The sequence below is a fragment of the Actinomyces sp. oral taxon 181 genome (assembly GCF_018370895.1).
In the GTDB taxonomy this organism is placed as follows: domain Bacteria; phylum Actinomycetota; class Actinomycetes; order Actinomycetales; family Actinomycetaceae; genus Pauljensenia.
The window spans coordinates 50,809-76,875 of the sequence record NZ_JAGYZL010000008.1; the positions used below are offsets into that span (position 1 = coordinate 50,809).

A 26,067-nucleotide genomic window follows, 5' to 3' on the forward strand; every position below is an offset into this window, starting at 1 on the left:
AACACATGAGCGTCTTTCCGCGCCCACTCGATCTGCCCTCATTCCCTTGGGATCAGCTCACCCCTTACCGTAAACGGGCAGCTGAGCATCCCCGCGGAGTGTGCGATCTGTCGATTGGAACTCCGGTTGATCCCACTCCCGAGCTCATTCAGGATGCGCTTCGAAAGCATACGGATGCGCCGGGATATCCGACCGTGATTGGTACTCCTGAGCTTCGTCACGCAATTCTTGCCTGGGGAAAGCGGCGGAACATGGTGGACGTTGGATTGCAGGGTGTTGTGCCGTCTATCGGCTCCAAGGAAGCTGTTGCATGGCTTCCCTTCCTTCTGGGTGTGCGTTCCGGAGATACGGTTCTGTTTCCGCAGGCCTCGTATCCGACCTACGACATCAGTGCGCGTTTAGCGGGAGCTACTCCGCTTCCAGTCGACCCGACAGATCCTTCGTCGTGGCCCGATGCTCAACTTGTATGGCTGAACTCGCCGGGCAACCCCGATGGCCATGTCCTCACGGTTGAGGAACTCCGTGCGGTCGTCCAGTGGGCTCGTGCTCATGACGCAGTCGTGATTTCTGATGAGTGCTACTCGGCTTTGGCATGGGAGGAGCCTTTCCTTCGCGAGGGCGTGCCCTCACTGCTCGATGAACGAGTCTGCGATGGAGATCCTCGTTCGCTGATCGTGCTGTATTCGCTGTCTAAGCAGTCGAATTTAGCTGGTTACCGTGCGGCTTTGATGTATGGGGATCCAAAGCTTCTAGCTCCTGTTATTGAAGTGCGCAAACACTCGGGGATGATGGTTCCTGCTCCAGTTCAAGCTGCAATGCGCGTTGCGTTGGGGGATGCCGAACACGTTGAGGTGCAGCGTCAAGTGTATGCGCGCCGACGTGAAATCTTGATCGATGCTATTGAACGCACTGGTCTTGAGCGTGACAAGGATTCGGCTGCGGGCCTTTACCTGTGGGTGAGGGATCCTCGTGGTGACTTTGGTTCCTGGCAGCTAGTTGATGCCTTCGCGCGCCGAGGGATTGTCGTTGCTCCGGGAGATTTTTATGGCGAGGCCGGGGCGGGCTTTGTGCGCGTAGCCTTGACTGCAACCGACGAACGCGTCGTCGAGGCCGCGAGCCGTTTGATCGCCCAGCCAATCCGAGCGTGAGGCTTGAGGGGCTTAGTGGGCATCAGGTCCTTTTCGATCCCAAAGATTGACCCACTGCAATCCCATATCGGCCATCATGGTGCGGATTAAGGGAAGCGAGATCCCAATGACATTGTGGTGGTCGCCTTCAATCGCTTCGATAAAAGCCCCACCCAATCCATCGATGGTGAAAGAACCGGCAACTTCTAAGGGTTCGCCGCTTGCGACGTATGCTTGGGCTTCTTCATCGTTGATCGAGCCAAAGTAAATTTCGGTTGAGGACGGACGCGCGTCTTCGCGCAGAACCTGCCATCCGTCCTTATCGCAGCGCATATGTGCGAGGTAGTGGCCGCTCCACAAGGTTGTGTGTGCCTTGGAAAGTGCCTTTACTCGGGCAAGGGCAACTTGGGGATCGTGAGGCTTACCCAGTAACTCCCCATCGGCCTCGAGCATGGAATCACAGGCAACTAGTACGCACTCATCTTCGGGGAGGGCGGCCTCGTGCGACGAAAACTCTCCCGCGCACATCGCCGAAGCTACGGCCCTGCCTTTAGCCTCCGCAAGGGCACATACTTTCTCAGCGGGGGAGGCACCGGGGATTCGATCCAAGATTGAATCTTCGTCCACTTGGGAAACTTTGATGATGGGAGTTATTCCGGCTTCCTGGAGGATACGGCGGCGGGCAGGAGATTGTGAGGCTAATACAAGGTGCATACTATGAATTTTCCCGTGCAGGCTCAGCTTTTCTTCACTACACTAATGTGTGTTAGGCCACATGTGTGGGTGAAGTTGTGAAGGAAGAAGCAGGATTGACTCACGATTTTTCGACTGCACACACCAATAGCTCTTCCCTCCTTGGTGGTCCGGCTACCCTCACTGTGGATGATCTTGCTCAGATGGCGCAGACCAGCAGTGAGGATGTTCGCGAATTCTGGGTCGCAATGGGTTTCCCGTCCCCGCGTGCCGAAGAAAAGGTATTTACGGAAAACGATGCTCGGCTTTTCGTTGAATGGTCGAAATTTATTGCTTCGGGGGCTATCGATCAAGCAACCGCGCGTTCGCTTCTCCGCGCGAATTCTCACCTAGCTGACCGTTTGGGCTTGTGGCAGGTTGAAGCGCTGGTTGAAGACACGATGCGACGCTACGGCTTAGATGACACCGCAGCGCGAATGTATGTCCTCGACCATATTCGTGAGCGTGTTGACATGTTCGATGAGCTCCTTCGACATTCGTGGCGACGTCAATTGGATGCACTGCTCAAACGGATGGATCATGAGATCGCTACGCGTGGGCATGAGGGATTACAACCACGATTCCCTCTTAATCGATCCTTGGGCTTCGTTGACATGGTTTCATACACCTCATCATCAACGATTTTGGGCGGGCGCTTGGTTGATCTCATTGGTCGTTTTGAGCAACTTTCTCGTGATGCTGTGACTGATGCCGGTGGCCGCGTAGTGAAGATGATCGGTGATGCGGTCATGTATATTGCCGACGATCTTGAAACTGGCCTTCGAGTAGCGGTTTCACTTATTGAGCAACTGGGCGCTGATGATCAAATGCTTCCTGTTCGTGCGTCCTTTGTGCGTGGTGATGTCTTTTCTCGTTCAGGTGATGTGTTTGGTCCGACGGTTAATTTGGCCTCGCGCCTGGTAGATATCGCTCCAGTGGGCAAAATTTTGATGGACCCCACCACAGCTGCCGCGATTGCCGCGGGTAAAGCGGGGATGGAGTATGACGTAGAAGAATTCCCGAGCGCGACTTTGCGCGGTTTTGGAACGATTTCACCCTATCTTCTGACCTATCGTCGCTAAAAGGATGCCTGCTTTTTTACCTGATCTTGTGATTTCATCCCATTTAGGTCAAGAAATGTACAAGAAATCCCTGAAATCCGGTATGCTGTTTCCGTGACTACAGTGCTTCTCGTTGAAGATGATCCGGCTATCGCTGGCCCACTCACCCGCGCCCTCGCACGCGAAACCTACGATGTGCGCGCACATGACCACGGCCGGAGTGCACTCGAAGATCTTGATGGTGTTGACCTGGTTGTTCTTGACCTTGGTCTTCCCGATATGGACGGTCTGGATGTCGCAAGGGAAATTCGTTCCTCTGGCTCGTCCGTACCGATTCTTATCCTTACTGCACGTGCCGATGAAGTCGACATGGTTGTTGGCCTTGACGCTGGTGCAGATGATTACGTTACCAAGCCTTTCCGCTTGGCAGAGCTCCTCGCCCGCGTTCGTGCACTGCTGCGCCGTGGTGGCGGCGAGGTTGCAGACGGCGATCTTGTCGTTCAGGACGTCCGCATCGATGTAGCCGCACACCGTGCTTACGTTGCAGGAAAAGAGCTCTCACTGACAGCAAAGGAGTTTGAACTCCTGCGCGTTCTGGTTCGCGAGGCTGGAAATGTGGTTCCGCGCGACACCCTGATGCGTGAAGTTTGGGGAAATGGCCTGAGCGGTTCGACAAAGACACTGGATATGCATGTGTCCTGGCTTCGCCGCAAGCTTGGTGATGATGCAGCGTCTCCGCGCTATATCACCACTGTTCGCGGAATGGGTTTCCGTTTCGAAAAGCCAACTGCCTAAATCTTTGAAGGTCTGTCATGCGTAGACGTGCTGCGCGAATGATTTTGACCGCGGTTGCGGTTGTTGCACTGATTTTCGGTATCCCTGCGGCTGTGGCATCTTCCTTGATTGTTTGGAATACGCAAACGGCTTCGTTGGACACCCGCGCGCAGACAGTTCAAACCAATCTTGATCGCCGCCTACGCACGTCCACCCTTTCCGAAGGCTATGTGCGCATGTGGGCGCAGACCCTTGTGGCCAACGGGGAGCCTGCCTACGTCGAAATTATGATTCCCCAGAACCCGCAGCCCATCACTTTGGGGGAGCCGCTTCGTGGAATCACTATCACTCGAAGCGCCTCATCACCGGATGGCGTCAAAGTGACGGTAATGATTTCAGCACGTAATGCGATTCGAAGCATCGTTCGTGTTTCAGTGATTTTCCTTTTAGGAATCCTTGTTTCTCTGGCTGTTGGCTGGGCCCTTGCAGCGCGTTTTTCGCGGCGTCTATCGGCACCTCTAATCTATCTTTCGGCTCAAGCGGAACAAATTGGTTCCGGACAAGTCCGAGCGCGTGTCAAGCCTTCAGGGATCGAAGAAATCGACCTTGTTCAAGAAGAACTTCAGCGAACGGGCGAGAAGATGGCACGTCGTTTGGCTGCCGAACGACAGCTGGCCGCCGATGCCTCACATCAGCTTCGCACTCCTCTAACCGCGCTTTCCATGCGCCTGGAAGAAATCGAAATGATTTCAACCGAAGAAGAAGTACAGGAAGAAGCACGTTCGTGCCTCGAACAGATTGAACGGTTGATGACGGTCGTCACCGAGCTGCTGGATACAAATAAGCGACAGGCATCTGCAACTGAAGCTATCGACGTTCTGGAAGTCTTCAACACCCAGCGTGAAGAATGGGAAGAAGCCTTTGAAAAAGCTGGTCGCGTCTTACGCTTTACGGATGAGGCAGATATGCCGATTCTTGCGGATGAGGCCAAGATTGCACAGGTGCTTGCGACTTTGATCGAGAATTCCTTGCGCTATGGAGCTGGTACGACCTGGGTACACGCGCGCAATAGCGCTAACAGTCGAGGCGTCATTATCGAGGTCTCCGATGAAGGCGAAGGTGTCGATGCTGAATTGGCTCCCAATATTTTTGAAAATGGGGTGTCGGGTCACGGTTCCAGCGGAATTGGTTTGGCATTGGCGAAGGACCTTATTGAAACGATGGGTGGCCGTATTGAGCTTACTCAGGCGGTGCCGCCAGTTTTCACTCTCTCTTTGGCAGCGATTCCCGCTAGCTATGACCCAGGGCGCGTGATGCCAGAGGGGGCGTTGGTTTCGATGGGGCGGCGCTCACGACGCTTTTAATTGCCGTACACTGAATTCCATGAGCATTCTTGTTACGGGAGGCGCCGGCTACATCGGCGCACATGTTGTCCGTCTTCTGCTGGAACGCGGCGAAAAGGTTGTTGTTGTTGATAACCTGACCACCGGCGCAGCCAATCGAATCGGCGATGCGACACTCATTGAAGTGGATGTTGCACGCGACGAGGCCCTGCCCATCTTGACCCAGGCAATGATCGACGAAGACGTTACTGGCGTTATTCATTTTGCTGCTCAGAAGCAGGTCGGCGAATCTGTTGAACGTCCTGCTTGGTACTACCGTCAAAATATCGGTGGTTTGGCGAATGTTCTGCTGGCAATGGAAGAAGCCGGCGTGAAGAACATGATCTTCTCCTCCTCGGCTGCCGTTTACGGGATGCCGCCGGTTCCCGTAATCCCCGAGGATATTGAGAAGAAACCCATCAACCCTTACGGTGAGACCAAGCTGATCGGCGAATGGATGATGGCCGATGCTGAACGCGCATGGGGTCTGAACTGGATTGGACTGCGCTACTTCAACGTTGCCGGTGCCGGATGGAATGATCTCGCCGATCCCGCATGCCTGAACTTGGTTCCCATGGTCCTTGACCGTTTGGCTCGCGGTGAGCACCCGAAGATCTTCGGAACGGACTACCCAACCGACGATGGAACTTGCATCCGCGACTACATTCACGTCAAAGACTTGGCCGACGCTCACATCTTTGCTCTGGATGCCCTGACTCGCGGGGTTCCTGCGCATCGTCAATTCAATGTGGGTACCGGTCTGGGCACTTCGGTGCGTGAGATCATCGATGGTCTTCGCGCGGTTTCCGGCTGGGATTTCCCGGTCGACGAACTTGATCGCCGTGCAGGGGACCCGCCCATGCTCATTGGTGATCCCCAGTCGATTGCTGTGGATCTGGGGTGGAAGGCTAATTACGGTGTCACCGAGATTCTGCAGTCTGCATGGGATGCTTGGCAATCCGGGCCTCGCGCAATTGAGGTTCCTTCTCACTCCTGATCTATGACAGACGCTGAACCGAACGCCTTGCCTGCTCAACCGTGGAATTCGTCGACTGTATCCATCAGTGATTTAGATTCTCTTGAGCAGGCTATGGCGTGGCGTCGTCTTGGCCCGCAGGCCGCGCTGCACAGTTTCGTCATGATGCTGCGAATGGCCTTGCTGAGTGCGGATTATGTCTATATCGACCGTAATCAGCTTCTCGATGGGGTCTGTTTCCTCGCTCTTGGTCCCGATGGGCTTGCCGAGGCCTTGGGCTTGCCCTCGTACCAAGATCTCCCTTTGCTTGTGGGCTGTCAGCCTCCCGAGGGTACTCCCGCCGGGTTTGCGCGCCCTGGGAGCCTCGAAGAACGTACCGAGTGGGCGGATCTTCAACGCCGTCAGGTTGAGCGCGAAGGCTTCGTTTCTGCTGCACGCGCTGTCTTTGAAAGTGAGATGCCTTCAGTTCATTCGATGACTGAGGGACATACCCGGCTTGCCCTGTTGCTCAAAGGGCTGAGCGAAACGCAAACCGAAGAGAGGCAGTCATACCCAGCGTACTGCTGGGTACCGCGTTCTCGACAAGATCCGGCACGGCTTATTGAAACGGGACGCGATCAATGGGTGCGCGCGATGGAAGACATGCGAGTTCACCTCATGACGTGGCCGCGTACTCCGAGCGTTGAAGATGCTGATTTCTGGGAGAGCCATGGTCGCCTCGAAGATCTTGAGGATACTCAAGCAATCGCAATCGCTCGCACCCTGCGGACCTGGCTACCGAAGTGGATTGCCAATGACGGTGGGGAAGTGACGCGCCCAGCTCGTCGCGGTGATGTTGTCTCTCTTCTGTCCCACTGGATGCAAGAAGCACCACCAGCGGATCTAGACGCCTCAGAGAGGGAACTTTATCGTGATGTGCTCACAGCACCTCAGGCGCGTTGTACATTGCGCTGGTTTTCACTTCTTTACGAGGATGCGGCTATGCATCAGCGTCTTGCGCTCCTCGATACGGCAACTTCGCGCATGAGTTTTACGATGATTGCTGACGATGATGGCACTGAAGATCCGGAAGTCCGGGCACAGCGTCAGTGGGGGATGTGTATCCCACCGCAGAGTAGAAAGCAATATTGGCGTGCCCGCGTGCAAGAAAACACTCGACTGACACTTGCCCGCATAGGGCTGCGAGTTTCGTCAAAAACTGGCTCTGGCCGTGAGGGAATTGGGGGAAACGCGCGCGGGCTCAACGTCAACGGGGAAATTACCGAGGCAATGGGAACCCTTTCTCCCGAACAGTACCAGCGAGTGTTGACACACCCGATGACCGCACGCGCTCGTGCTGCTCAGCTTGAACTCAGTGCCCTCACAGATGCACACCCGGCTGAGGAAATCAGAGTGAAACGAGCCTCGCGTAACGCATGGCGCTCTCTAGCGCTCTTCATTCGAGAGTTCGAAATCGATCCGGTGGAGTGGCGTAAACGTGTCTTCAGCGGACTGCTTCGCTGTATCGCTGTTACCATTTTGGCTTTCTTCCTGACCGCACATGATTCAGGATGGTTCGGTGAAGATACTCTTTGGATGAATGTCTTGTGGACGGCGATTGCGTTCCTTGCATCCTTCCCGTATTCGGATGTCCGGGAGCTCTTTAAGCTCCGTCCCTCAAGGATGATGTCTGAAATCCGACTGGCTCAGGCCTAAAATCGACGACTCGACAACCACCAAAAACTCACCCCATCAGACACAAGGAGGCACCATGAAATGGACCCAGGTTTGGCACGCGGAAAACTTCCCCCTGTGGGTCGAAGGTAACGATGCGACTCCGCGTATGCACCGCGTTTTTATTGGGGGAAATCGCGCCGGGGCGGTTGTGATTGCGCGAAACCAGAACGGTGATTTTGCCCTGGTCCGTCAGCAACGTCTTGCCATTGAGCATGAACTCTGGGAATTCCCACGAGGAATGAGCGAGGAAATAGATGCGGATGGAGTAGCGACCGGCTTGCGTGAGCTCCTTGAAGAGACCGGATTTTATGGGGAAAAGGGACATTCTTTGGGGCAGATTTACCCTGATTCTGGCATCCTTGCCGGGCACGTCGAAGTTGTCTCCTGCACGGTCCCACCTCAAGAGCGTCAAGCTATTGATGGAGAAGTTGATGCGCTTCAGTGGGTCAGTCTTGATGCACTCAAAGAGATGATTGTGGGGGGCCAGCTTCAAGACGCTATTTCTCTTGCGGCTTTTTCCGTCTGGAGCCTTCGCAATAATTCCTGACTGCTCTTTAACGATGAGCGCGACTTTCGAGTAGGGGATCTGGGGCGCGCCTCAGGGGCATCCCGATTATGAGGACAGTGATGCCAGGTCGTCTTTTGTCAGCGTCCCAGCACGAAGCTTGGCGAAGAAATCCGGTGTGGTCGTGTCTTCAAGCAACACCGCACTTCCAGCCGATGTCGCATAGCCCAACGATTCAATCGGGGGAACACCGGTCATTCCGGAGTTTTGCGCCTCACGGAATGCCAGTACCAAGCGTGCAACGTCAATAACAGATGAGTCCTGATCCACCGTGAATGCGGAAGCGCCAGCTCGTTCAACGCGCAGGGCGCTCATCGGGTTGAGCAACGTTGCCGGCTTCATCGCCTTCGAAACGGTCTTCGACACAACCTGACGCTGGCGTTCAGCACGTCCGATGTCACCCCGTGGATCCGAATAGCGCATGCGCGCAAATGCTAGAGCAGTCTTACCGTCGGCGTCATGGCATCCGGCTTCCCAATTGAGCTCCGAGCGTTTATCCTCAACGCTGAGGTCGAAGCACAGATTCACCCCATCGACCGCATCGACAATATTTGACACTCCGCCCATTCCGATCTCTGCGTAGTGATCTACGGTAAGTCCGGTGAGCTTTTCGACCGTCTTGACTAAGAGCGCGGGGCCTCCATACGCATATGAGGCATTGAGCTTGTCCCAGCCATAGCCGGGGATCTCGACGTAGGTATCGCGGGGGAGGGAGATATTGCTGGTCTGTCCATTGGGGGCAACGTGAACAAGCATGATCGAGTCTGCGCGTTGCCCCTCGGTGTCGTCGGGTACCGATCCGTCTGCGCGTGAATCTGACCCTGCTAATAGATACGTAGTTCCAGAAGTGTTAGCACTTCCTGACAGCGCATCGATCTTCTTCAAATGAGAGTTGGCATCCATCATCAGGAAAACCGGCCATGCCAACATCAGCAGAACGCACGCGACGACGACAAGAGGCCAGCGCCTCTTTTTCCTCTGACGAGGCTTCGCTGGGCTTACGCCCCCGGCTTGGCGTGCGCTGGGCTGGGCTTGAACAGGTTGGAAGTACGGGCGTTGCGTTGATGCCTGCACAGGAGGTCTGGAAGTTGCACCTACGGATTCTCGTGCTGGAGTTGAGGGGGCGTAGGCCGGAGGCTGGCTTCGTCGTGCACGGGGCGCAAAGGAAGGAGGCATCGCCTCTTCTTGAACGCGGGAAGGTTCGGCCGGTGCGCTCTGCTGCGTGGGAGAGTGCTGCGGGGACTTAGTGGGGACACTGCGGGGTTGATCAGCCGCTTCTTCATTCTGGGCACCAGCATTGGCGACCTCTGAAAGACGAGGCCGCCGACGTGAAGGATCAGGTTGGAATGAAGGCGGTTGAGTCATCACTTCTCCGGGGGACAGGGCTTCTGAGTCGGCGTGGCGCTTGGAGATTGCGACGCGCTTGCACTGGGCGTTGCGGAAGCAGATGCACTTTGTGATGAGGAAGGCGAGGCCGAAGGATCCTGAGCGGGAGCATTCGTCTGTCCGTCTTCACCGCTGCCATTCGTGAACTCAACTGTTGCGGGGAAGGGCTGGTCCTTGCGGATTGCTTCCCACACCTGGCTGAACTGAGGCTCCAGGTTGATGACTCGGTTTGGATCAACCGGCGAATACTGGTTCGGTGAGGTGATGAACTGGATATTCGAACGATTGACCGAAGTGAGTGAGAGCATCAGGCCCACGTCGGTGTTGATGTTTGACAGGTTCTGCGAAGGCTGCAGAGCTGAAAGCCCTTGCTTCGTGAAGGAGAGAAGTGAGGGAAGATCGGAAACGAAGTTCTTCGCCATCAACTCGCGCATAATTGCCGCGACAAGCTTCTGCTGGTTGGAGATACGGCTGAGATCGGAACCATCGCCAATGGCGTAGCGTGTGCGCGCGTAGGCAAGTGCGGTCTTTCCATCAAGCTTCTGGCATCCTGCCTGCACGTGAAGGTCTGACTTGGAATCATCGATATCTTCGGGGATATCGAACCAGACGCCTCCAAGAGCATCAATCAAGCCGCGGAAACCGTGGAAGTCGACGACAACAAAGCCATCAACCTTCGTTCCGGTCAGTTGCTCAACTGTGGCCTCGGTACAGGCAATACCACCCGCGATATCGGTGTTATTCGAGCCCGTTGAGAATGCGGAGTTGAACATTCCTGTGTAGGCGGAAGAAGTCGTGCCATCGGAGCGGCGACACGAGGGAATATCGGTAATGAGATCTCGGGGGATAGAGACGACTTGGATTCGCGAACGGTCCGCAGAAATATGCATGAACATGGTCGTGTCAGAGTGAATTGACGACAGCTCATCAGGATCACCATTGGCGTCATCGCCCTGGTTCTGTCGTGAATCAATACCCGAAATCAAGATATTGACCGCGCGACCTTCAAAAGAGTCCGCGGGTGCTGCGGATTCGGTTGAGTTCGCATTTCCAAGACCATTTGTGTTGATGCTGTTTGCCGAAAGCTGGCTACCAAAGCTGTGATAGACAAAAAACACTGTCCACACCAGCAATAGAACACAGGTAAAAGCAACCAGTGAAACCACTCGTGCCGCACCGCTCTTGAAAGGGAGCGTCGCAGAGTGCAGGATCGGTCGCGCATCGCGCGGTTGTGGAGTACTCATCGCGTTTATCATATCGTTACTTGAGTTCTCCGCGTGTTATTCCGCAGTAAATTCCCCGATACTCCATTGAATGCCCCCCTGGCTGTTCACACGCGGGATCATCACTGTGTGTCCGCGTGCAGCGACAACGGGGCGTGAGTATCCGGGGGTTTCTCCCAGGCGCGCGATCTTGCCGGTTTCCCATGGACGCAGGTACATCTGCGCATTGTTCGCCTGCGATCCCGCACCCCATACGATTGCCTCTTCACCGATAGAAACCCAAGGAGTTCGGGAATCAAGCATGATCCACTGCGTGGGATAGTCAGTGGTGCTGTCGTTCCAGATTCCAAGGTATGACGAGGCCGTGGAAGAAGTTCGTGATGGGGTAATGAGGACCGCGTGGTGATCGCCGGCCGCGTAGAGCCCACTGATCCTGTAGTCCTGTGATTTGAGGTCGAAGTGCGTGGTGGCCGCTGAGAAATCATCTCCGCTGAGGGTGACAACGCGAGAGGGGAGAGGTGAGTCCTTTGGAGTGGCAACCACACTGAGCCCCTGCTCGCAGACCGCGGGGTAGGCGCCAAAGAGAAGAATCTTGGGCTTGTCAGAGCGCTTTGAATCGTCGAGGCCTTGGGTGACGACAAGCGAGAAATCTCCGTGATCAGTTGAGGCTTTTGCGCCGTAAAACGCGTGTGTCCCATCGCTAACAGGAGGAAGTTCGCCTGCGCTTCGTGGACTGTGAGCGGGAAGATCACTCCAAGTCATTACGGTGTGCAAACGTTGCTCGTCCTTATTCCAGGAGAAAACCGTCCACGGGGCAAAGACATTGTCTTCTTGGCGGTCGCCCGTTGAGGAAGAAGAAACCTGCCGGCCAAGGAAAGTAATCCAAGGACCGTTTTGTGTTCCATCGAGCGGCTCAACGTAGTTTCCGTCTTCTCGAAGAAGATCGGCAGATAGATCGCGTGCCCCTTGCGGGGTGAGAATTGCGGGCTTGTAGGAGTACAGGTCGTTCGGGTCGTGTGTGGATGAGCCGAAAACCTGAGAGTTGTCGATGGGAAGAGAAGGGATCTGGCGAAAATCCCCGCCCAGCGACCATTTCTCATCTACGGAAGCCGCCTGGGTCTGCCCCGATGGAGCCAATTCGCATGGCTGAGCACTCGCGTGCATCGCGATGATCTCGAAAGGAAGAGAGAGATCTGTGCACGCACCTTCGTGCGGATCCTCCAGTGCAGAGGGAGCAACGAGAGGCTCGAAGACGCCGTTCATCTGACGAGGCGATACACTCGCGCTCGCCGAAGCTGAAGAATCCCCGCTCCCTCCGCTTGCGCAGCCGCCAAGGGCCACAAGAGCGCAAGCGCTGAGGAACGCAAAGTGACGCAGGGGCGCGCGGCTTCGGGAATGAGAGTGGAAGCCGGGATGTTCCGGGAGAGGCGGCGCTCCCGGAACGCCCAAACTCTCAGCGTGCGGTGTAGATACCAATGTGCTCGCGTCCATCGCGTTCGACCTCGGTTTGGAGGAAGTTCTGAGTGAATGAGGGTAGGTGGTACCAGAACTGTTCCTCCCCGTTCCAGAGGTAGTGAACTCCCGGGTCGGCAATCCGCATGGAATCGGTGTTGGGATCGTAGGAAGTCACCACCATGATGTGGGAGAAGGTCGAGTTTGGGTGACCGTTATAGTGGGGGCCTCCTCGACGTTCCTGGGCATCAAGAGCGGTGGGGAGTCCCTTGCGGAAGGAACTCTTTACCGAATCGCGCACCTGATCAACCGAGGGAGTGTGAATCGTGGTGTAAGCATCACGGCCCAACCAGCGATTCATCCCGTACTCGAAACGACGATCGTGGAAGCTTGTGTAGCCGTAGCCCACAGTGTTCATGTAGTCGCGGCTTGCAACTGCATCAATGCTGAGCGGTGTTCCCTGCGCAGAGTGGTGCGCGCCGATCGCGTTGAGGATCATCCAACCGCTGGTCGGACCGCAGAAATAGTTATTGGGCTGCCCGGCCCATGTGACGTTGAAGTCGTGGGCTTTTTCTAGGACACCGTGCTCAAAGTTCTGCTTATGGCGGTTGCCGTCCCAGTAAGCCTCAGAAGTTGGGTACCCCAAGTGTCCCCATTCGTACCCGTGGTTACCGTATTCGGCAAGCAAATCAGATGCGACAGCGTGCGAGCCGGAACGCGGCGACCAATATGCGGTTCCTCCTTGGAAAATCTGATAGACACCGCCATTAGCTGTAGCGGTTTCGTCAGAGAGCGGATAACCGAGTTCCCCACGTTCCCAGTTGTAATAAGCGTAGGTTCCCATGATCGCATCGTGGACGAAATAAGAATCCGAACCGGGGTGCCAGTAAGCGGTGGCTGACTGGAACGTCTGGAAAACGCCGCCGTTTGCGGAAGGCGTTTCGTTACTGGTCGGGTAACCAAAACGCCCCCATTCATATCCGGCGCGCCCGTATGCGCCCAACACGGCACCATGCACGTAATAGCTGCCAGTGCGGGGGTGCCAATAGGCAGTGCCACCTTGGAAGGTCTGATACACGCCACCACCCGCCGTAGCGGTCTCTTCGCCCGTCGGGTAACCCATCTGGCCGCGTTCCCAGCCCTGAGCTTCCCATAGGTTACGGATACCGCCAGTCACCCTATGCGCGCCGGTCGACGGGTGGAAATAGATCGAGCCACCAGTGAAGTGCTGGTAGGTGCCGCCGTTCGCAGCGTCCTTCATCTCATCGTTGAGAGGCCACCCGAGCGAGCGACCTTCTGTTTCTGCGGCCTTGTAGCGCTCAAGGATTTTGCCCCATATGGGGTGGGACCCGCCCTGGCTGCTCCAACGAATTTCGCCGTTCTCATAGGTTTGAACTGCGCCGCGAATCCCCGCGATCGTCTGGTTCTCTTCATCAGAAGTTGGGAAACCGAGGGGGCCGTTTTCCCATTTGTGTGCGCTGTAGGCTTCGTGGATTCCGTCGCGCGAGGCGTGTGCACCGTACTGAGGGGTCCAGTAGATTTGGCCGCCGCGGTAAAACTGGATGAAAGCACCGTCACGAAGGGGCACCAGTGAAGAGGTGACAGCGCCAAGTACTCCGTTTTCTCCGCCTAATTCCTGCCAGTGCTGGCGAATGACATCAGCGGGGGAGAACGGTGCGGGGGGGGGGGGGGTGCGGTAATCGCGGCAGTGGTGGGCGTGGCCTCGCTTGGGGTTGCGTGTGCCGAGGCCGTGGGGGAGGCCGAAGGCGTTGCCTCGCTGGCCGCGGTGCTGACTGACGGGGAGGGGGATGGTGAAGCGGAAGAGGGATCTGCGTGTGTTGTAGGGGCAAGTGCAAGTGCAAACAGCACTGACACCGCACAGGTCGATGCGATAGATGAATGCTTCATGAAGAAGTCTCCTGGGGGGCAAAGAGAAACTTACTCTTCAAACACTCTAGCCGAATAATATTCAGAATTTATGTTCATTACTTGGCATATACCTCACATTTGCCCGTAGGCTTATCCCATGAGCAATCCAACCGTCATCGCCGTCGTCGTTGCATGGAACCGAGCACAGCTCTTGCGTGAAACCTTGGACGGCCTTGCCTCGCAGACCCGGCCATTGGATGGAGTCGTCGTTGTTGATAATGCTTCCAGCGATGAAACTCCCCAGCTCATAGCTTCGCATCCTGCCGTCACCAATGTTGTGACGCTTCCGCAAAATTACGGAGGTGCTGGCGGCTTTGCCGCAGGAATTGCCAGGGCAATGACTTTGGGTGCCGACCTCGTGTGGATCATGGATGATGACACGATCCCGACTCCTACTGCCCTTGAGGTGTTGCTACGAACTCGTGAGGAATACCCAGGTGTACCCGCCGTTTTGGCGTGCCGGGCCGATTGGATTGACGGACGCGAACACCCAATGAATGCGCCTCGCGAACGCTTCTTGATTTCCCGGCAGCTGCGTGAACACGCCGCTGCTGTTGGAGCGCGTCAGATTCGCACGGCCTCCTTCGTGGCGATCATGATCGATGCTCGTGCGATTGAGGAAGAAGGGCTTCCTGAAGCCGCCTACTTCTTGTGGAATGACGACTTTGAATACACCGCGCGCCTTCTCAAGGGAAGAGTGGGACTTTACGTGGATGGGGCACGTGTCGAGCATCGGACGAAGACCTTCGGAAACTCCACTGCCGATCCCGGCCCGCGTTTCTACAACGAAGTTCGTAACAAAGTCTGGGCGCTTGGAACTTCTTCCGGCTTTGGCCTTTTTGATCGCTGCGCTTTTGGAGCTGCCACTGCGCTTCGCTGGGCAAAGATGATTGCCGCCTCGGCTGACCGCGAAGCTGCGCTCGGATACCTGCGTGAGGGGCTTCGTGATGCCTGGCGGCCGCCGTTGCGCTCCAGTGAAATCCTTCATCTCACCGAGGTTGCTGATGAAGTGGCTGCTCTTGAACAGGGACGGCGCGCTTGTGGGTGCGGCTGCGGGTGCTCATCATCTAGCCCTGAGACGCGTGGCTGCTCAGAGGGGGAGCCTCGATGACAGTCACAAACTTTTCGGTTCTGCTCCCTGTCTATGCAGGGGATCAGCCGGAGTTCTTCTTCCGTGCAGTTTCCAGCGCGACGCGCGAACAGGAGTTGCGCCCACGCCAGTTGGTTGTTGTGTGCGATGGTCCCATCCCTGAAGAGATTTCGGAATTTCTTCACCGCGCTGCGCGAGGGGAAGAAACCGAAATTTTGGGAAACACAGATGTCAGGGTCGTCCGGCTCAAGCGCAATATGGGACTGGCGAATGCCTTGAATATTGGCCTGGCACATTGTTCGTATGAAATTGTTGCGCGCGTTGATGCTGACGATATTTCGCTTCCCCGTCGTTTCGCAGTCCAGGTTCCCCTCGTCGAGGCCGGCTTGGGCTTGCTGGGCTCAGCAATTCAAGAATTCAGCGATGACGAGGCCGAGGGCGGGATGGTCCGGACTATGCCGACCAGCGAAGAAGAGATCCGTCGGGTCATTTCCTACCGCTCTCCCTTCGCACATCCTTCAGTTGTTTACCGCAAGAGTGCAGTTGAATCAGTCGGAGGATATGAGCACCTTCAGCTGATGGAGGACTACTTGCTTTTTGCACGGATGGTTGCAGCGGGAATTCCATGCGCGAATGTGCCAGAGGTTCTTGTTCGCTATCGCGTGGGATCCGGCGCATATAAGAGGCGCGGCGGGGCGCAGATGCTGCGCTCAGAGATGCGCCTTCAAAACCTTTTGCTCAGTGAAGGAATCGTGTCCAAGGCTCAATACTCGCGAAACCTTGCCATCCGTGGGGCCTATCGGTTGATTCCTACACAACTTCGACAAACTCTCTATCGAGGGGTTGGAAAACTTCGCTGGTTCGTGTCGAAGGACCAATGACGCGATCTGTCCAGTTCTTTCGCTTATACTGACTGGGATTGAAAGGAGTTCGACCGTGAACTATGACCTCGTTGTCGTCGGATCTGGCCTTTTCGGCCTGACAATTGCTGAGCAGGCCGCATCCCGCTGGGGCCTCCGCGTCGCAATCGTTGAGCGTCGCTCACACCTTGGTGGCAATGCCTACTCTGAGATTGATCCGGAAACCGGTATCGAAGTCCATAAGTACGGCGCACACCTCTTCCACACCTCCAATGAGCGCGTGTGGGAGTATGTCAATCGTTTCACCTCCTTCACTTCTTACGTTCACCGCGTATGGACCACCGTTGACGGTGTTGTCTACCCGATGCCCGTGAACCTGGGAACCATTAACCAGTTCTTCTCCGCCGCCTACGGCCCGGACGAGGCCCGCGCGCTGATTGCCCAGCAGGCGGCAGAAGTTGACGGCCAAGAGATCACTGACTTCGAGTCCAAGGGCGTTTCCCTGGTTGGTCGTCCCCTCTTCGAGGCTTTCTTCAAGAACTACACGGCTAAGCAATGGCAGACCGATCCCAAGGATCTTCCCGCCTCGATCATTTCGCGTCTTCCCGTGCGTTACAACTACGATTCGCGCTACTTCAACGATAAGTACGAAGGTCTGCCGGTAGATGGCTACACCGCGTGGATGGAACGCATGGTGGCCTCGGACCTGATTGACGTTTACTTGGATACCGACTTCTTCGATCCCGAAAACCCGCTGAACAAGGCTGCGGTTGTCGGCAAGGTTCCGGTTGTTTACACCGGCCCGGTCGATCGCTACTTCGACTACTCGGCAGGTGACCTGTCCTGGCGCACCGTCGACTTCGAAAAGGAAGTCGTCGATACCGGTGACTACCAGGGCTGCTCCGTCATGAACTACGGCGATATCGACGTTCCTTTCACGCGAATCATCGAATTCCGCCACTTCCACCCCGAGCGTGACTACCAGGACAAGAAGACCGTGATTTTCCGCGAGTTCTCTCGCTTTGCTGATCACGGCGATGAGCCCTACTACCCGGTGAACACCGCACAGGATCGCGAGCGCCTCGAGCAATACCGTAAGCTTATGAAGAATGAAGACCGTGTCTTCTTCGGCGGCCGCCTGGGTACCTACAAGTACCTGGATATGCACATGGCCATCGCTTCGGCACTGACGATGCTCGATAACGAGCTTGCCCCCTTGTTCGAGGATGGGACCACTCGTTGAGTAACATCGCATCGCAGCAATTCCAAACCCCGGGCAAGTCATCGGGGCTGATCGAGGTTTTCCGTCAGCCCTACCTGACCAGCCTGATCGTTCATAAGGAACTGCGAGCTCGCTATCGCGGCTCGATCTTTGGAATGCTGTGGAGCTACGCGAAGCCGTTGACCCAATTTTTGGTCTTCTACTTTGCGCTTGGTGTTTTCATGAAGATGAACCGCGCCGTGGAGAACTATGTGATCTACATGTTCTCCGGCGTGGTTCTCATGAACTATTTCTCGGAAGTTTTTGGCAATGCAACCCGATCTGTTGTCGGCAACGCTCCGCTGGTGAAGAAGATCTATCTTCCCCGTGAACTCTTCCCGATGTCGGCCATGTGGGTCGCCCTTGTGCACTTCCTCCCGCAGGTTGCTGTTCTTTTCGTCGGTGCACTTCTTTTTGGTTGGCATCCGACGGTGTGGGGAGTTTTGGCGATCCTTGCAGCCTTCCTCATCGTGTCAATGTTTGCACTGGGAATTGGCCTTTTCTCTGGTGCACTCAACGTGTTCTACCGCGATTCAGAGAACTTCGTTGACCTGATCTTGATGATGGCTACGTGGGTGTCTCCCGTTTTGTACACGTGGTTTAGTGTGCGCGACGTTCTGGATGCCCACGGCCTGCACTGGCTGTGGTGGGTGTACGAGGCCAATCCGCTGACCATTGCGGTTGAGCTTTTCCACTACGGTTTCTGGCAGCCGACCCTAGTTGATGCTGCCGCGAATCCCTACCTTCCCAATCTGGGACTCTGGACGGGAATTGCTCTGCTGATTTCTCTAGGCGCCGTCATCTTTGGCGAAGTCTCTTTCAGGCGCATGGATCCCAAGTTTGCTCAGGAGCTGTGATGACTGAAGTTATTCGCGTTGATGATGTTGTCAAAGAATTCGCACTGCGCAATACGCACACCTTGAAGGACCGTTTGGTCTGGAGCCTCACGGGACGCCGCAACCAGCTGGTGAATCATTTCCGCGCACTCAACCATGTGAGTTTCTCGGTTGAACAGGGGGATTCGATCGGTCTGATCGGCTTCAATGGTTCCGGTAAGTCGACAATGCTTAAGCTTATTTCAGGAGTCATCACGCCGGATGAGGGCTCGGTGGGCTACCGTGGTCGCATGGCTGGCCTCATTGAAGTTGGTGCGGGTTTCCACCCAGACCTAACAGGCCGCGAGAATGTTTTTCTTAACGGCGCGATCCTAGGCATGAGTAAAGAGCAGATTGAAGCTGCTTTTGACGATATTGTCGCCTTTTCGGAGATTGAGAAGTTCATTGACACTGAGGTTAAGTTCTACTCCTCGGGTATGTTCTTGCGTTTGGCTTTCGCAGTTGCGGTCCACACCAGCCCGGACATCTTCTTGGTTGATGAGATTTTGGCTGTGGGTGATGAGCCTTTCCAACGCAAGTGCCTTGATCGTATTCACGAGATGCAAGAACAAGGGACCTCATTGGTGATTGTCAGCCACGACCTCGACCTGATTGCGCGCCTGTGCAATAGGGGAGTGCTGCTGCACCATGGTGAACTTCTTGTTGATGGAAGCGCGCAAGAAGCAGTCGATCGACTGCGTTCCCTTTGATACCTCGCACCTAGATCAGGAGATAGAAGTATGGGTTGGAGTTCGCTCCTCGTTCCGGCTCTTGTCTTAGCGTTGATTCTTTATGTTCCGGGAATCCTTGTGAACGCCTTGCTGTTCCGTTCCCGGGTGCTCACTATTGCTTTTGCACCACTGACTGGTGCAGCGGTATTGGGTGCTGCTTCCTTAGTTTCTGGTTTTAAACCCGGAGTCTGGGGCTTAGGGCTTGTTGTTGCGGTGTCGCTAGCGACCATGCTCCTTGTTGCAGGACTTTCCTTCCTTGGAGGACGCCGCCCTTACGACTGGGTAGCTAGTTTCGCTCATCTCTTCTCGCTGTCGAATCTGCGTGGCCTTCTGGTCACACTTCTGTGTCTGGGAATTAACGCGGGAGTCGTCCTCTTCATCTTCCTTCGCTCATTCCGCTCAGCAGATGCAATTCTTTATTCGTATGACACGCCTTTCCATATGGCTGTCATTCGCTGGATTCTCGACTCTGGCGATGCATCTTCTCTTCACAGTGCGACGGTTGATGGCACGATCGGCTCTCATTTCTATCCTGCGCTCTGGCACGGATGGGTCTCCTTAGCTCTTTCTGTGCTCAACACATCGATGATGCAGGCAATCAATGCATCGACACTTGTTGTTCTGCTCTTCGTTTGGCCTCTTTCTGTCAGCCTCCTTACTTTCGCGGTCTTCTCGAAGAAATTTGACCTTGCCCCGCAGCTCGCAATTGCGATTGCCGGTCTTTTCGGGTCGTACCCATGGGGCTTTTTAACATTTGGTGTCCTGTATTCGAATTTCTTTGCATACTCGTTAACACCCGCTTATCTCGCCGCGATTGTTCTTCTTGTTCGCGGTCTTCGCTTGAAGACGCTGGCACCAGGTGAACTCATTGCCTACCTTCTTCTGCTGATTGGAGGTTTTGCAGCGATCGCCCTGGCGCAACCGAACTCTGTTTTCACCATCGCAGTGATGATTTTTCCCTTCCTCTTCTTTAGTGCCTGGAAGGTTTGTGCGAAGCGATCGGTGTTGCTGGCACTTGCCGCCTGCACTTCCCTGCTTGTCGCAGCTGCCGGTATCTGGATTGCACTCTATAAAGCGCCTTTCATGCGTCGAACCGTCACATGGGTATGGCATTCTTTCCAAACGCCCGCAGAATCACTTCGCGCAGTGGCAACGTTGTCAATGAATGCAACCGGTGGTGAATACAGCGGAGAAATCGTCCTTGCGGTCTTTGTTCTTCTTGGGCTTCTTGTCGCTTTGCTTCGCAGGAAGGCTTGGATCGTCTTCTCTTACCTTGCAGTCGCGAGCCTATACGTACTGTGCGCAGCCTTCGAAGGACGCTTCCGTAATGTCGCAACTGGATTCTGGTATCACGATTCATTCCGGCCTGCTGGCGCGATGTGTATCCTTGCGGTTGCTTTGGCAGCCTATGCTCTCTCATACGGTGTTTCCGCAGTATCGAAACTTGTCGAGAACACCGCTTCGACATCTGTAAAACGAGGAATCGTTGCTGGAACATCAATTGTTTTGATCGCAGCGGTAGTTGTACTCACCCTCGCATCTTCGAATATCGCGTATCGTGAAAAGATGCTCGCACAGATGAGCGCTGACGTCGCAACGAAGTACACCGACACCGAAGAACTCGCATTCATGGAGAAGGCCCGCTCGATTGTCGGTACTGACACAAAGGTCATGAATGATCCATTCGACGGGTCAATGTTCGCCTACGGTGTTGAAGGATTGCCCGTCGTTTTCCCTGCAATGCCTGGGAACTGGATTGGATCACCAAATCCTGAATCTGAATATCTAAAAGACCATCTTGATGCGGTTGCAACGGATTCAGCTAAGGTTTGTCCGATGCTTCGTGACCTTGATGTGCACTATGTGATGGTCCTTGAACGTCATAAGCAGATTTTTGATGAACCGCACCCGTGGCTAGGAGTTCGAAATATTACTCCACAGACCCCGGGATTTGAGACTGTGCTCCAACAAGGCCCCTATAGTCTCTACAAGATCACCGCTTGCGGACTTGACTAAACGTCAACAAGACGCCCGCGGTTTGACATAGATTTTATTGGCTTTTCTGTCATAGACTTTGCCCATAAATGCACACAATGAAGGAGTGTCGCGTGAAAGCGAAAACCGAAGCGGTTGCTGAAGGAACTGCAACCGAACAGCAATGGACTCCCGTCCAGCGCGTTGTGTTCCCCGGAGAGAGTGACACTTCGTTATGGCCGCTCTACGTCGACTGGGGTGTTGCTCCATCAAGTGCTGCACTAAGCGCTTCTCAGGGAGACCAGAGTGTGCTTACACTTCGACAATTTGAAATGCCCCGTGGAGTGGATGCGACTCGTACCTCGCTTCTGATCCCGGCACGTGAGCGTCTTTCACTTGCGACTTACTTCAACGCTTTCCCTGCCTCCTATTGGCAGCGTTGGACAGATGTTCGTAACATCCGTCTGACTCTGAAGCTCTCGAAGAGGGCGGTTGTTGAGGTTATGCGTTCCTCAGCACGTGGTACCTTCACCCCTGTTGCGACTCGCGCAGGATCTGGTGAGCTGAGCTTCGATATCCCGCTGAACCGTTTTGGTGACGGTGGCTGGATTTGGCCCGAAATCTCTGCTCTCAAGGAAGACGTTGAGCTCGAATGGGGAACTTGGTCGGTACCTACGCGCGAAGGTGACCGCCATGCCAATGTGACCGTGGGTATCACCACCTACAACCTTCCCGAAGACTGCTTGACTCAGGCCGAGCGTTTCCAAGCAGAACCTGAGGTCCTTGATCACATTGCCGAGATTCTCATTGTCGATCAGGGTAATAAGAACGTGAAGGACTGCGAGCGTTACCCGCGTCTTCAAGAAGATCTGGGAAGCAAGCTCCGGGTGATCGAACAGGCAAACCTAGGCGGTTCCGGTGGCTTCTCTCGCGGCATGTACGAGATGCTCAAGAACCCCGATTCGGACTACGTCCTGCTACTTGACGATGATGCCGTCATCGAACCTGAAGGCCTACTTCGCGCACTTGCTTTCGCAGAGCATACGCTGACGCCGACGATCGTCGGCGGCCACATGTTCAATGCAAATGAGCGTACGATCTTGCACTCGATGGGTGAAACGATCGATGCTCACAAATTCTGGTGGGGGGCTGTCAACCCTGAACTTGCAACAGTTGACTTGGCTCAGCGCACGATCCGCAATGATCCTCGCTTGAACCGCCGCATCGATGTCGCCTACAACGGTTGGTGGATGTGCTTGATCCCCAAGCCTGTTGTTGCTGAGATCGGTCTGTCCCTGCCCTTCTTCATCAAATGGGATGACTCCGAATACGGCCTGCGCGCAGCAGAACATGGATTCCCGACGGTCTCTCTTCCCGGCGCTGCCGTGTGGCACGTGCCGTGGACTGAGAAGGACGACGGTCTGGACTGGCAGGCTTACTTCCACCAGCGCAACCGTTGGGTTGCGGCGCTGCTGCACTCTCCCTACCCGCGCGGTGCATCATTCCCGAAGACCTCACTGGCCTCGGACGTTCGCGCACTGCTCTCTCTGCAGTACTACAGCGCCGATCTGCGCCGCCAGGGGCTTAAGGACGTATTGCTTGGCCCAGGCCACCTGCACCCTTCGATGCACACACGAGCTGCAGAGGCACGCGCAAAGGCAAAGGAATACACTGACGCCCGCCTGATGACCGAGGCCGCAGACTTCCCTGCAGTACACCGTAAGAAGCCTGCTCCGGTCGGCACCAAGCCTGATTCACGCGCCCAGTTCATGTCAAAGGCAATCGCTGGTATCACCAAGCAGTTCCTGCCTGAAGGCGAACACCGTGAGGACCGTGTTGAGGATGTTCTCTCCAGCACGGATGCTCGTTGGTGGAGGCTTGCAAACCTGAACTCTGCTCTGGTGTCGAACGCGGAAGGCTCCGGTGCATGGCGCTACCAGCGCGATGCCAAGCACTACCGTCGTGCCTTGGCTGAGAGTATTGCGCTCCATGCGGAACTCATTCGCCGTTGGGCTTCGCTGAGCCGTGAGTACCGGGAAGCTCTTCCTGAACTTGTCTCTGTTCAGGCATGGGAAAAGACCTTCGGATTGAAGTAACCCCTAGCATAGGCTGTAGTCCCGAGAAATAACGTGGGTGGGTGAGGAGTTTCTTCTCACCCACCACGCTTATGTCACGCGCATTTTTTGTGAGGCGTCATCGGCGGCAACTGAAAATATTGCGATTCAACACGAAAATCGACTTGCCGGGGTTGCGATCTCGCTAAATTGCAGTGATCTTCGCTAGGCTATACGCATGAGTGCAGGCTCTGCCTGCGACCCCCGATGTCGGAGTAAAGGAATTCAAGGTGCGTATCGCAGCAATCGTCCCGTGCTACAACGAAGAAGCCGCAGTTGGCACAGTTGTCACGGATCTGAAGAATGCAGTTCCCGGAATTGAAGTCTACGTGTACGACAACAATTCAACCGACCGTACCGCGGAGGTTGCACAGGCTGCCGGTGCAATTGTCCGCAAGGAAACTCGTAAGGGTAAGGGCAATGTTGTGCGTCGCGCATTCGCAGACATCGATGCCGATGTTTACGTGATGATCGACGGTGATGACACCTACGATGCTTCGGCCGCACCCGAAATGATCGACCTTTTGGTACGTGAAAACCTTGATCACGTACTGGGCTGCCGTGTTGACGATAAGGATAACTCTGCATACCGCCCCGGCCATGCTCAGGGAAATAAGATGTTCAACTCCCTGGTCGGATTCCTCTTCGGCGACACCGTTACGGACATGCTCTCCGGCTACCGTGTTTTCTCTCGTCGTTTCGTCAAGTCCTTCCCGGCCCTCTCTCGTGAGTTTGAGATCGAAACCGAACTCACGGTCCACTCCATGGCACTGCGCGTTCCTCAGGCCGAGTACGGCGTCGGCTTCAAGGATCGCCCCGCGGGCTCAGAATCCAAGCTGCGTACCTTCCACGATGGCTTCCGTATCCTCGGACTGATTGGGCGACTCGTTGCACACGAACGCCCCATGGCGTTCTATGGGATCTTCTCTGCGATCTTCATGCTCCTTGCCCTGTGCTTCGGAGCCCCCGTCATCTGGCATTTCATCCAGGCGGGCAATGTTCCCAAGCTGCCCAGCGCTGTACTGGCTTCTTCTCTGGTGATCGTTGGCGTCTTGTCCTTCGTTGTCGGACTGCTTCAATCCGGTAACTTGAAGACTCGCCGCGAAGCCATGCGTTTGGCATACCTGCGTTACTCCTCGGTGCTTCCGAACTGATCAGCGAATCTACGGTCTTTATGAACGTCTTTCAAAAGGCGTGGAAGCGTCTTCTTGAAGCGGGTTCCTTCTACCGTTACCTCTTGGTGGGTGTTGGAACCTCGCTTCTGGACTTTTCGCTCTTCTCGCTGCTCTCGGTGGGCTTTGATCTACCGGTGGTCCCGTCGAATATCACCTCAACGGTCATCACTGTGTGCGTGAGCTACTGGATTAACCAGCACTTTGTCTTCCAAGCAAAAGGTTTTTCCTGGGCCTCGTTCTTTTCTTTTGCGGGATTGACTCTTTTTACGGGAATGGTCCTTCAATCCGCTATCATCTGGGCGATTGTTCACGGTCTTCCCGCGCTTGGGTTGGGAATCTCGCTATCCTTGCTCAAACCTGCCGCAAAAATCGTTGCTATGGGCACCGGAGCGGTATGTAACTATTTGGGGTATAGGTTCATTTTTACCCGCAAGAAGTAAATATATTCCCTTGCAACACATCCACACAGCGCTGTTGGAGGTCCTACAATGCGCAATCCCATTATCAAGGTCTCTGCCGTCGCGCTTATCGGTCTGCTCGGCCTTTCTCTGACTTCCTGCAGGACGCGCTCGGGGAACGCAGACGCACAGAGCTCTCCAGCGGCCTCGGCAAGCGGGAACGGAACACAGGGGAGTGCGCAAAGCGAGGCTTCCCCTAACTCCTCCGTCACGAACGCGATGCAAAGTCCCACGGCGAATGCCCATGATGTGGGAGTGAGCCCAACACTTGGCTCCATTCCTCAGGGCGCAAGCCGTTTGGAGGACACCGGAGATTCCAAAGGAATCTGGGTCAATTCGCCCTCTGGAAACATCCACTGCTGGTTTGCTAACGATCTTTTGCAGCTATGCATGGTCGATTCCTACCGTGAGGATAAGCCCTACGGTGAGCAGGAGTTCTTCCCGGGAACGCAGCCCCTTGCCAAAGACAATATTCTTTTCGCAGGGCTCTCTAAAGACAAAGAAATCCCCTATATTTCCGCGCGCCGAGATGGACCGCTCCCCACGAACCAGGGCGAGCGTTTGCGCACCCTTTCCTATGGAGAAACCGTTTATGCAGGCAAGGACGTGTGTGCCAGCACAAGCGAGGCGATGGTGTGCTGGGATATCGAAACCGGCGATGGTGCAAAGATTAATCGGGCAGGAACAGAGATCTTCCACCTGAAGAAGTAATAGGGTTTAAACCCGCGCCCCTAACGGGCAGGTGAGCAGTCCCTTGAGCGCGGGGCTTTAAGCTCCTAATCCACAGCAAGGCACACCTTTTCGCTGGCGAAAATTTCCTGCGCCTTTTCGACGCTGTAGTGAGACTTGTTGACGATCACGATGCTGTGTCCATCCATCCATAGACGCGTGAGTAGGGGAGCGCTTGGGAAGCTTTCACAGTAGAGACCCAGGCGCGTGGGTTGTCCCTGCGCCGAAACCTCCTTGAGAAGAGTCTCTTCGTCAGAGTTGATCTGCGCTTGGTAATCCTTCATGGAAGGAGCGCTGTCCAGTGTCTCGTACTCGAATTGATCGCTTTGAGCCATGAGCTCGGATAGTGTATCAAGGATCCCGGAGGGTAAAGGGCCTCTCCAGCGCATAGCCAGGGGAGCGGTGGAATGAGCTAGGCGCCATGCTGCAGTGCTTGCTTCGAGGGCCACGAGTTCATTACTGACGTGCACATCGAAG

Annotated in this window: 23 protein-coding genes; 17 read left to right on the top strand and 6 right to left on the bottom strand. The window is 55.3% G+C overall.

The genetic code is table 11. The features are described from left to right. Window positions 1-5 precede the first annotated feature (5 nt). The gene (gene dapC / locus KHW85_RS05010) at window positions 6-1,148 is read left to right on the top strand and encodes a succinyldiaminopimelate transaminase (RefSeq protein ID WP_291459050.1); all 1,143 of its coding nucleotides are present in this window, start codon (window positions 6-8) and stop codon (window positions 1,146-1,148) included. Between the two features lie 12 nt (window positions 1,149-1,160). Here the strand turns inward: dapC and KHW85_RS05015 are convergent, their stop codons facing one another. Further along, a complete protein-coding gene (locus tag KHW85_RS05015; protein ID WP_291459051.1) occupies window positions 1,161-1,841 on the bottom strand; it encodes a nucleoside triphosphate pyrophosphatase in 681 nt (226 codons plus the stop codon). A 77-nt stretch (window positions 1,842-1,918) separates the two neighbouring features. On the opposite strand from KHW85_RS05015, the gene KHW85_RS05020 reads away from it, so the two are divergent. The 6 genes from KHW85_RS05020 (at window position 1,919) to KHW85_RS05045 (ending at window position 8,315) form a co-directional block, all read left to right on the top strand. Continuing rightward, the gene (locus KHW85_RS05020) at window positions 1,919-2,941 is read left to right on the top strand and encodes an adenylate/guanylate cyclase domain-containing protein (protein ID WP_291459072.1); all 1,023 of its coding nucleotides are present in this window, start codon (window positions 1,919-1,921) and stop codon (window positions 2,939-2,941) included. 93 nt (window positions 2,942-3,034) lie between these two features. Further along, window positions 3,035-3,715, top strand: a complete 681-nt coding sequence (locus KHW85_RS05025) for a response regulator transcription factor (RefSeq protein ID WP_291457571.1) — start codon at window positions 3,035-3,037, stop codon at window positions 3,713-3,715. Between the two features lie 17 nt (window positions 3,716-3,732). Beyond that, complete coding sequence (locus KHW85_RS05030; protein WP_291459052.1) at window positions 3,733-5,058, top strand: HAMP domain-containing sensor histidine kinase; 1,326 nt, start codon at window positions 3,733-3,735, stop codon at window positions 5,056-5,058. 19 nt (window positions 5,059-5,077) lie between these two features. Further along, window positions 5,078-6,073 (top strand): UDP-glucose 4-epimerase GalE, encoded by a 996-nt coding sequence (gene galE, locus KHW85_RS05035; protein ID WP_291459053.1) that lies wholly within the window; start codon window positions 5,078-5,080, stop codon window positions 6,071-6,073. A gap of 3 nt (window positions 6,074-6,076) precedes the next feature. After that, entirely contained in the window at window positions 6,077-7,747 is a 1,671-nt protein-coding gene (locus tag KHW85_RS05040) for a hypothetical protein (protein ID WP_291459054.1), read from the top strand. 55 nt (window positions 7,748-7,802) lie between these two features. After that, on the top strand, window positions 7,803-8,315 hold the full coding sequence (locus KHW85_RS05045; RefSeq protein WP_291459055.1) for an NUDIX hydrolase: 513 nt from the start codon (window positions 7,803-7,805) through the stop codon (window positions 8,313-8,315). Window positions 8,316-8,381: 66 nt separating this feature from the next. On the opposite strand, the gene KHW85_RS05050 is transcribed toward KHW85_RS05045, so the two are convergent. The 4 genes from KHW85_RS05050 to KHW85_RS05065 form a co-directional block, all read right to left on the bottom strand. Then, a complete protein-coding gene (locus tag KHW85_RS05050) occupies window positions 8,382-9,698 on the bottom strand; it encodes an LCP family protein (protein WP_291459056.1) in 1,317 nt (438 codons plus the stop codon). Then, the gene (locus KHW85_RS05055) at window positions 9,698-10,963 is read right to left on the bottom strand and encodes an LCP family protein (protein WP_291459057.1); all 1,266 of its coding nucleotides are present in this window, start codon (window positions 10,961-10,963) and stop codon (window positions 9,698-9,700) included. Before KHW85_RS05055 ends, KHW85_RS05050 begins: the two co-directional genes overlap by 1 nt. Window positions 10,964-10,999: 36 nt before the next feature. Further along, window positions 11,000-12,205, bottom strand: a complete 1,206-nt coding sequence (locus KHW85_RS05060) for a hypothetical protein (RefSeq protein WP_291459058.1) — start codon at window positions 12,203-12,205, stop codon at window positions 11,000-11,002. Window positions 12,206-12,395: 190 nt separating this feature from the next. After that, window positions 12,396-13,982: a C39 family peptidase gene (locus KHW85_RS05065; protein ID WP_291459059.1), complete on the bottom strand. Its 1,587-nt coding sequence runs from the start codon at window positions 13,980-13,982 to the stop codon at window positions 12,396-12,398. Between the two features lie 438 nt (window positions 13,983-14,420). On the opposite strand from KHW85_RS05065, the gene KHW85_RS05070 reads away from it, so the two are divergent. The 10 genes from KHW85_RS05070 to KHW85_RS05115 all read left to right on the top strand — a co-directional run bounded on the left by KHW85_RS05070 (window position 14,421) and on the right by KHW85_RS05115 (window position 25,572). After that, window positions 14,421-15,434, top strand: a complete 1,014-nt coding sequence (locus KHW85_RS05070; protein ID WP_178706638.1) for a glycosyltransferase — start codon at window positions 14,421-14,423, stop codon at window positions 15,432-15,434. Beyond that, entirely contained in the window at window positions 15,431-16,294 is an 864-nt protein-coding gene (locus tag KHW85_RS05075; RefSeq protein ID WP_291459060.1) for a glycosyltransferase, read from the top strand. The genes KHW85_RS05070 and KHW85_RS05075 overlap by 4 nt, the downstream gene beginning before the upstream one ends. Window positions 16,295-16,349: 55 nt before the next feature. Then, on the top strand, window positions 16,350-17,516 hold the full coding sequence (gene glf / locus KHW85_RS05080) for a UDP-galactopyranose mutase (protein ID WP_178706643.1): 1,167 nt from the start codon (window positions 16,350-16,352) through the stop codon (window positions 17,514-17,516). Next, on the top strand, window positions 17,513-18,391 hold the full coding sequence (locus KHW85_RS05085) for an ABC transporter permease (RefSeq protein ID WP_178706646.1): 879 nt from the start codon (window positions 17,513-17,515) through the stop codon (window positions 18,389-18,391). The genes glf and KHW85_RS05085 overlap by 4 nt, the downstream gene beginning before the upstream one ends. Beyond that, window positions 18,391-19,119 (top strand): ABC transporter ATP-binding protein, encoded by a 729-nt coding sequence (locus KHW85_RS05090; protein WP_178706649.1) that lies wholly within the window; start codon window positions 18,391-18,393, stop codon window positions 19,117-19,119. The genes KHW85_RS05085 and KHW85_RS05090 overlap by 1 nt, the downstream gene beginning before the upstream one ends. A 30-nt stretch (window positions 19,120-19,149) precedes the next feature. Further along, on the top strand, window positions 19,150-21,156 hold the full coding sequence (locus KHW85_RS05095; RefSeq protein ID WP_291459061.1) for a DUF6541 family protein: 2,007 nt from the start codon (window positions 19,150-19,152) through the stop codon (window positions 21,154-21,156). A 92-nt stretch (window positions 21,157-21,248) separates the two neighbouring features. After that, the gene (locus tag KHW85_RS05100) at window positions 21,249-23,210 is read left to right on the top strand and encodes a glycosyltransferase (RefSeq protein ID WP_291459062.1); all 1,962 of its coding nucleotides are present in this window, start codon (window positions 21,249-21,251) and stop codon (window positions 23,208-23,210) included. Between the two features lie 248 nt (window positions 23,211-23,458). After that, window positions 23,459-24,382 carry a glycosyltransferase gene (locus KHW85_RS05105; RefSeq protein ID WP_291459063.1) on the top strand — a complete coding sequence of 308 codons (924 nt, stop codon included), beginning with the start codon at window positions 23,459-23,461 and terminating at the stop codon, window positions 24,380-24,382. Between the two features lie 20 nt (window positions 24,383-24,402). Next, the gene (locus KHW85_RS05110; protein WP_291459064.1) at window positions 24,403-24,843 is read left to right on the top strand and encodes a GtrA family protein; all 441 of its coding nucleotides are present in this window, start codon (window positions 24,403-24,405) and stop codon (window positions 24,841-24,843) included. A 48-nt stretch (window positions 24,844-24,891) separates the two neighbouring features. Beyond that, window positions 24,892-25,572 (top strand): hypothetical protein, encoded by a 681-nt coding sequence (locus KHW85_RS05115; protein ID WP_291459065.1) that lies wholly within the window; start codon window positions 24,892-24,894, stop codon window positions 25,570-25,572. Between the two features lie 65 nt (window positions 25,573-25,637). Here the strand turns inward: KHW85_RS05115 and KHW85_RS05120 are convergent, their stop codons facing one another. Continuing rightward, the gene (locus tag KHW85_RS05120) at window positions 25,638-25,925 is read right to left on the bottom strand and encodes a hypothetical protein (protein ID WP_291459066.1); all 288 of its coding nucleotides are present in this window, start codon (window positions 25,923-25,925) and stop codon (window positions 25,638-25,640) included. Between the last annotated feature and the right edge of the window lie 142 nt (window positions 25,926-26,067).

Coding starts and splice junctions, on each gene's coding strand:
- dapC (WP_291459050.1), top strand. CDS start 6: ATGAGCGTCTTTCCGCGCCCACTCGATCTGCCCTCATTCCCTTGGGAT.
- KHW85_RS05015 (WP_291459051.1), bottom strand. CDS start 1,841: ATGCACCTTGTATTAGCCTCACAATCTCCTGCCCGCCGCCGTATCCTC.
- KHW85_RS05030 (WP_291459052.1), top strand. CDS start 3,733: ATGCGTAGACGTGCTGCGCGAATGATTTTGACCGCGGTTGCGGTTGTT.
- galE (WP_291459053.1), top strand. CDS start 5,078: ATGAGCATTCTTGTTACGGGAGGCGCCGGCTACATCGGCGCACATGTT.
- KHW85_RS05040 (WP_291459054.1), top strand. CDS start 6,077: ATGACAGACGCTGAACCGAACGCCTTGCCTGCTCAACCGTGGAATTCG.
- KHW85_RS05045 (WP_291459055.1), top strand. CDS start 7,803: ATGAAATGGACCCAGGTTTGGCACGCGGAAAACTTCCCCCTGTGGGTC.
- KHW85_RS05050 (WP_291459056.1), bottom strand. CDS start 9,698: ATGACTCAACCGCCTTCATTCCAACCTGATCCTTCACGTCGGCGGCCT.
- KHW85_RS05055 (WP_291459057.1), bottom strand. CDS start 10,963: ATGAGTACTCCACAACCGCGCGATGCGCGACCGATCCTGCACTCTGCG.
- KHW85_RS05060 (WP_291459058.1), bottom strand. CDS start 12,205: ATGAACGGCGTCTTCGAGCCTCTCGTTGCTCCCTCTGCACTGGAGGAT.
- KHW85_RS05070 (WP_178706638.1), top strand. CDS start 14,421: ATGAGCAATCCAACCGTCATCGCCGTCGTCGTTGCATGGAACCGAGCA.
- KHW85_RS05075 (WP_291459060.1), top strand. CDS start 15,431: ATGACAGTCACAAACTTTTCGGTTCTGCTCCCTGTCTATGCAGGGGAT.
- KHW85_RS05090 (WP_178706649.1), top strand. CDS start 18,391: ATGACTGAAGTTATTCGCGTTGATGATGTTGTCAAAGAATTCGCACTG.
- KHW85_RS05095 (WP_291459061.1), top strand. CDS start 19,150: ATGGGTTGGAGTTCGCTCCTCGTTCCGGCTCTTGTCTTAGCGTTGATT.
- KHW85_RS05110 (WP_291459064.1), top strand. CDS start 24,403: ATGAACGTCTTTCAAAAGGCGTGGAAGCGTCTTCTTGAAGCGGGTTCC.
- KHW85_RS05115 (WP_291459065.1), top strand. CDS start 24,892: ATGCGCAATCCCATTATCAAGGTCTCTGCCGTCGCGCTTATCGGTCTG.
- KHW85_RS05120 (WP_291459066.1), bottom strand. CDS start 25,925: ATGGCTCAAAGCGATCAATTCGAGTACGAGACACTGGACAGCGCTCCT.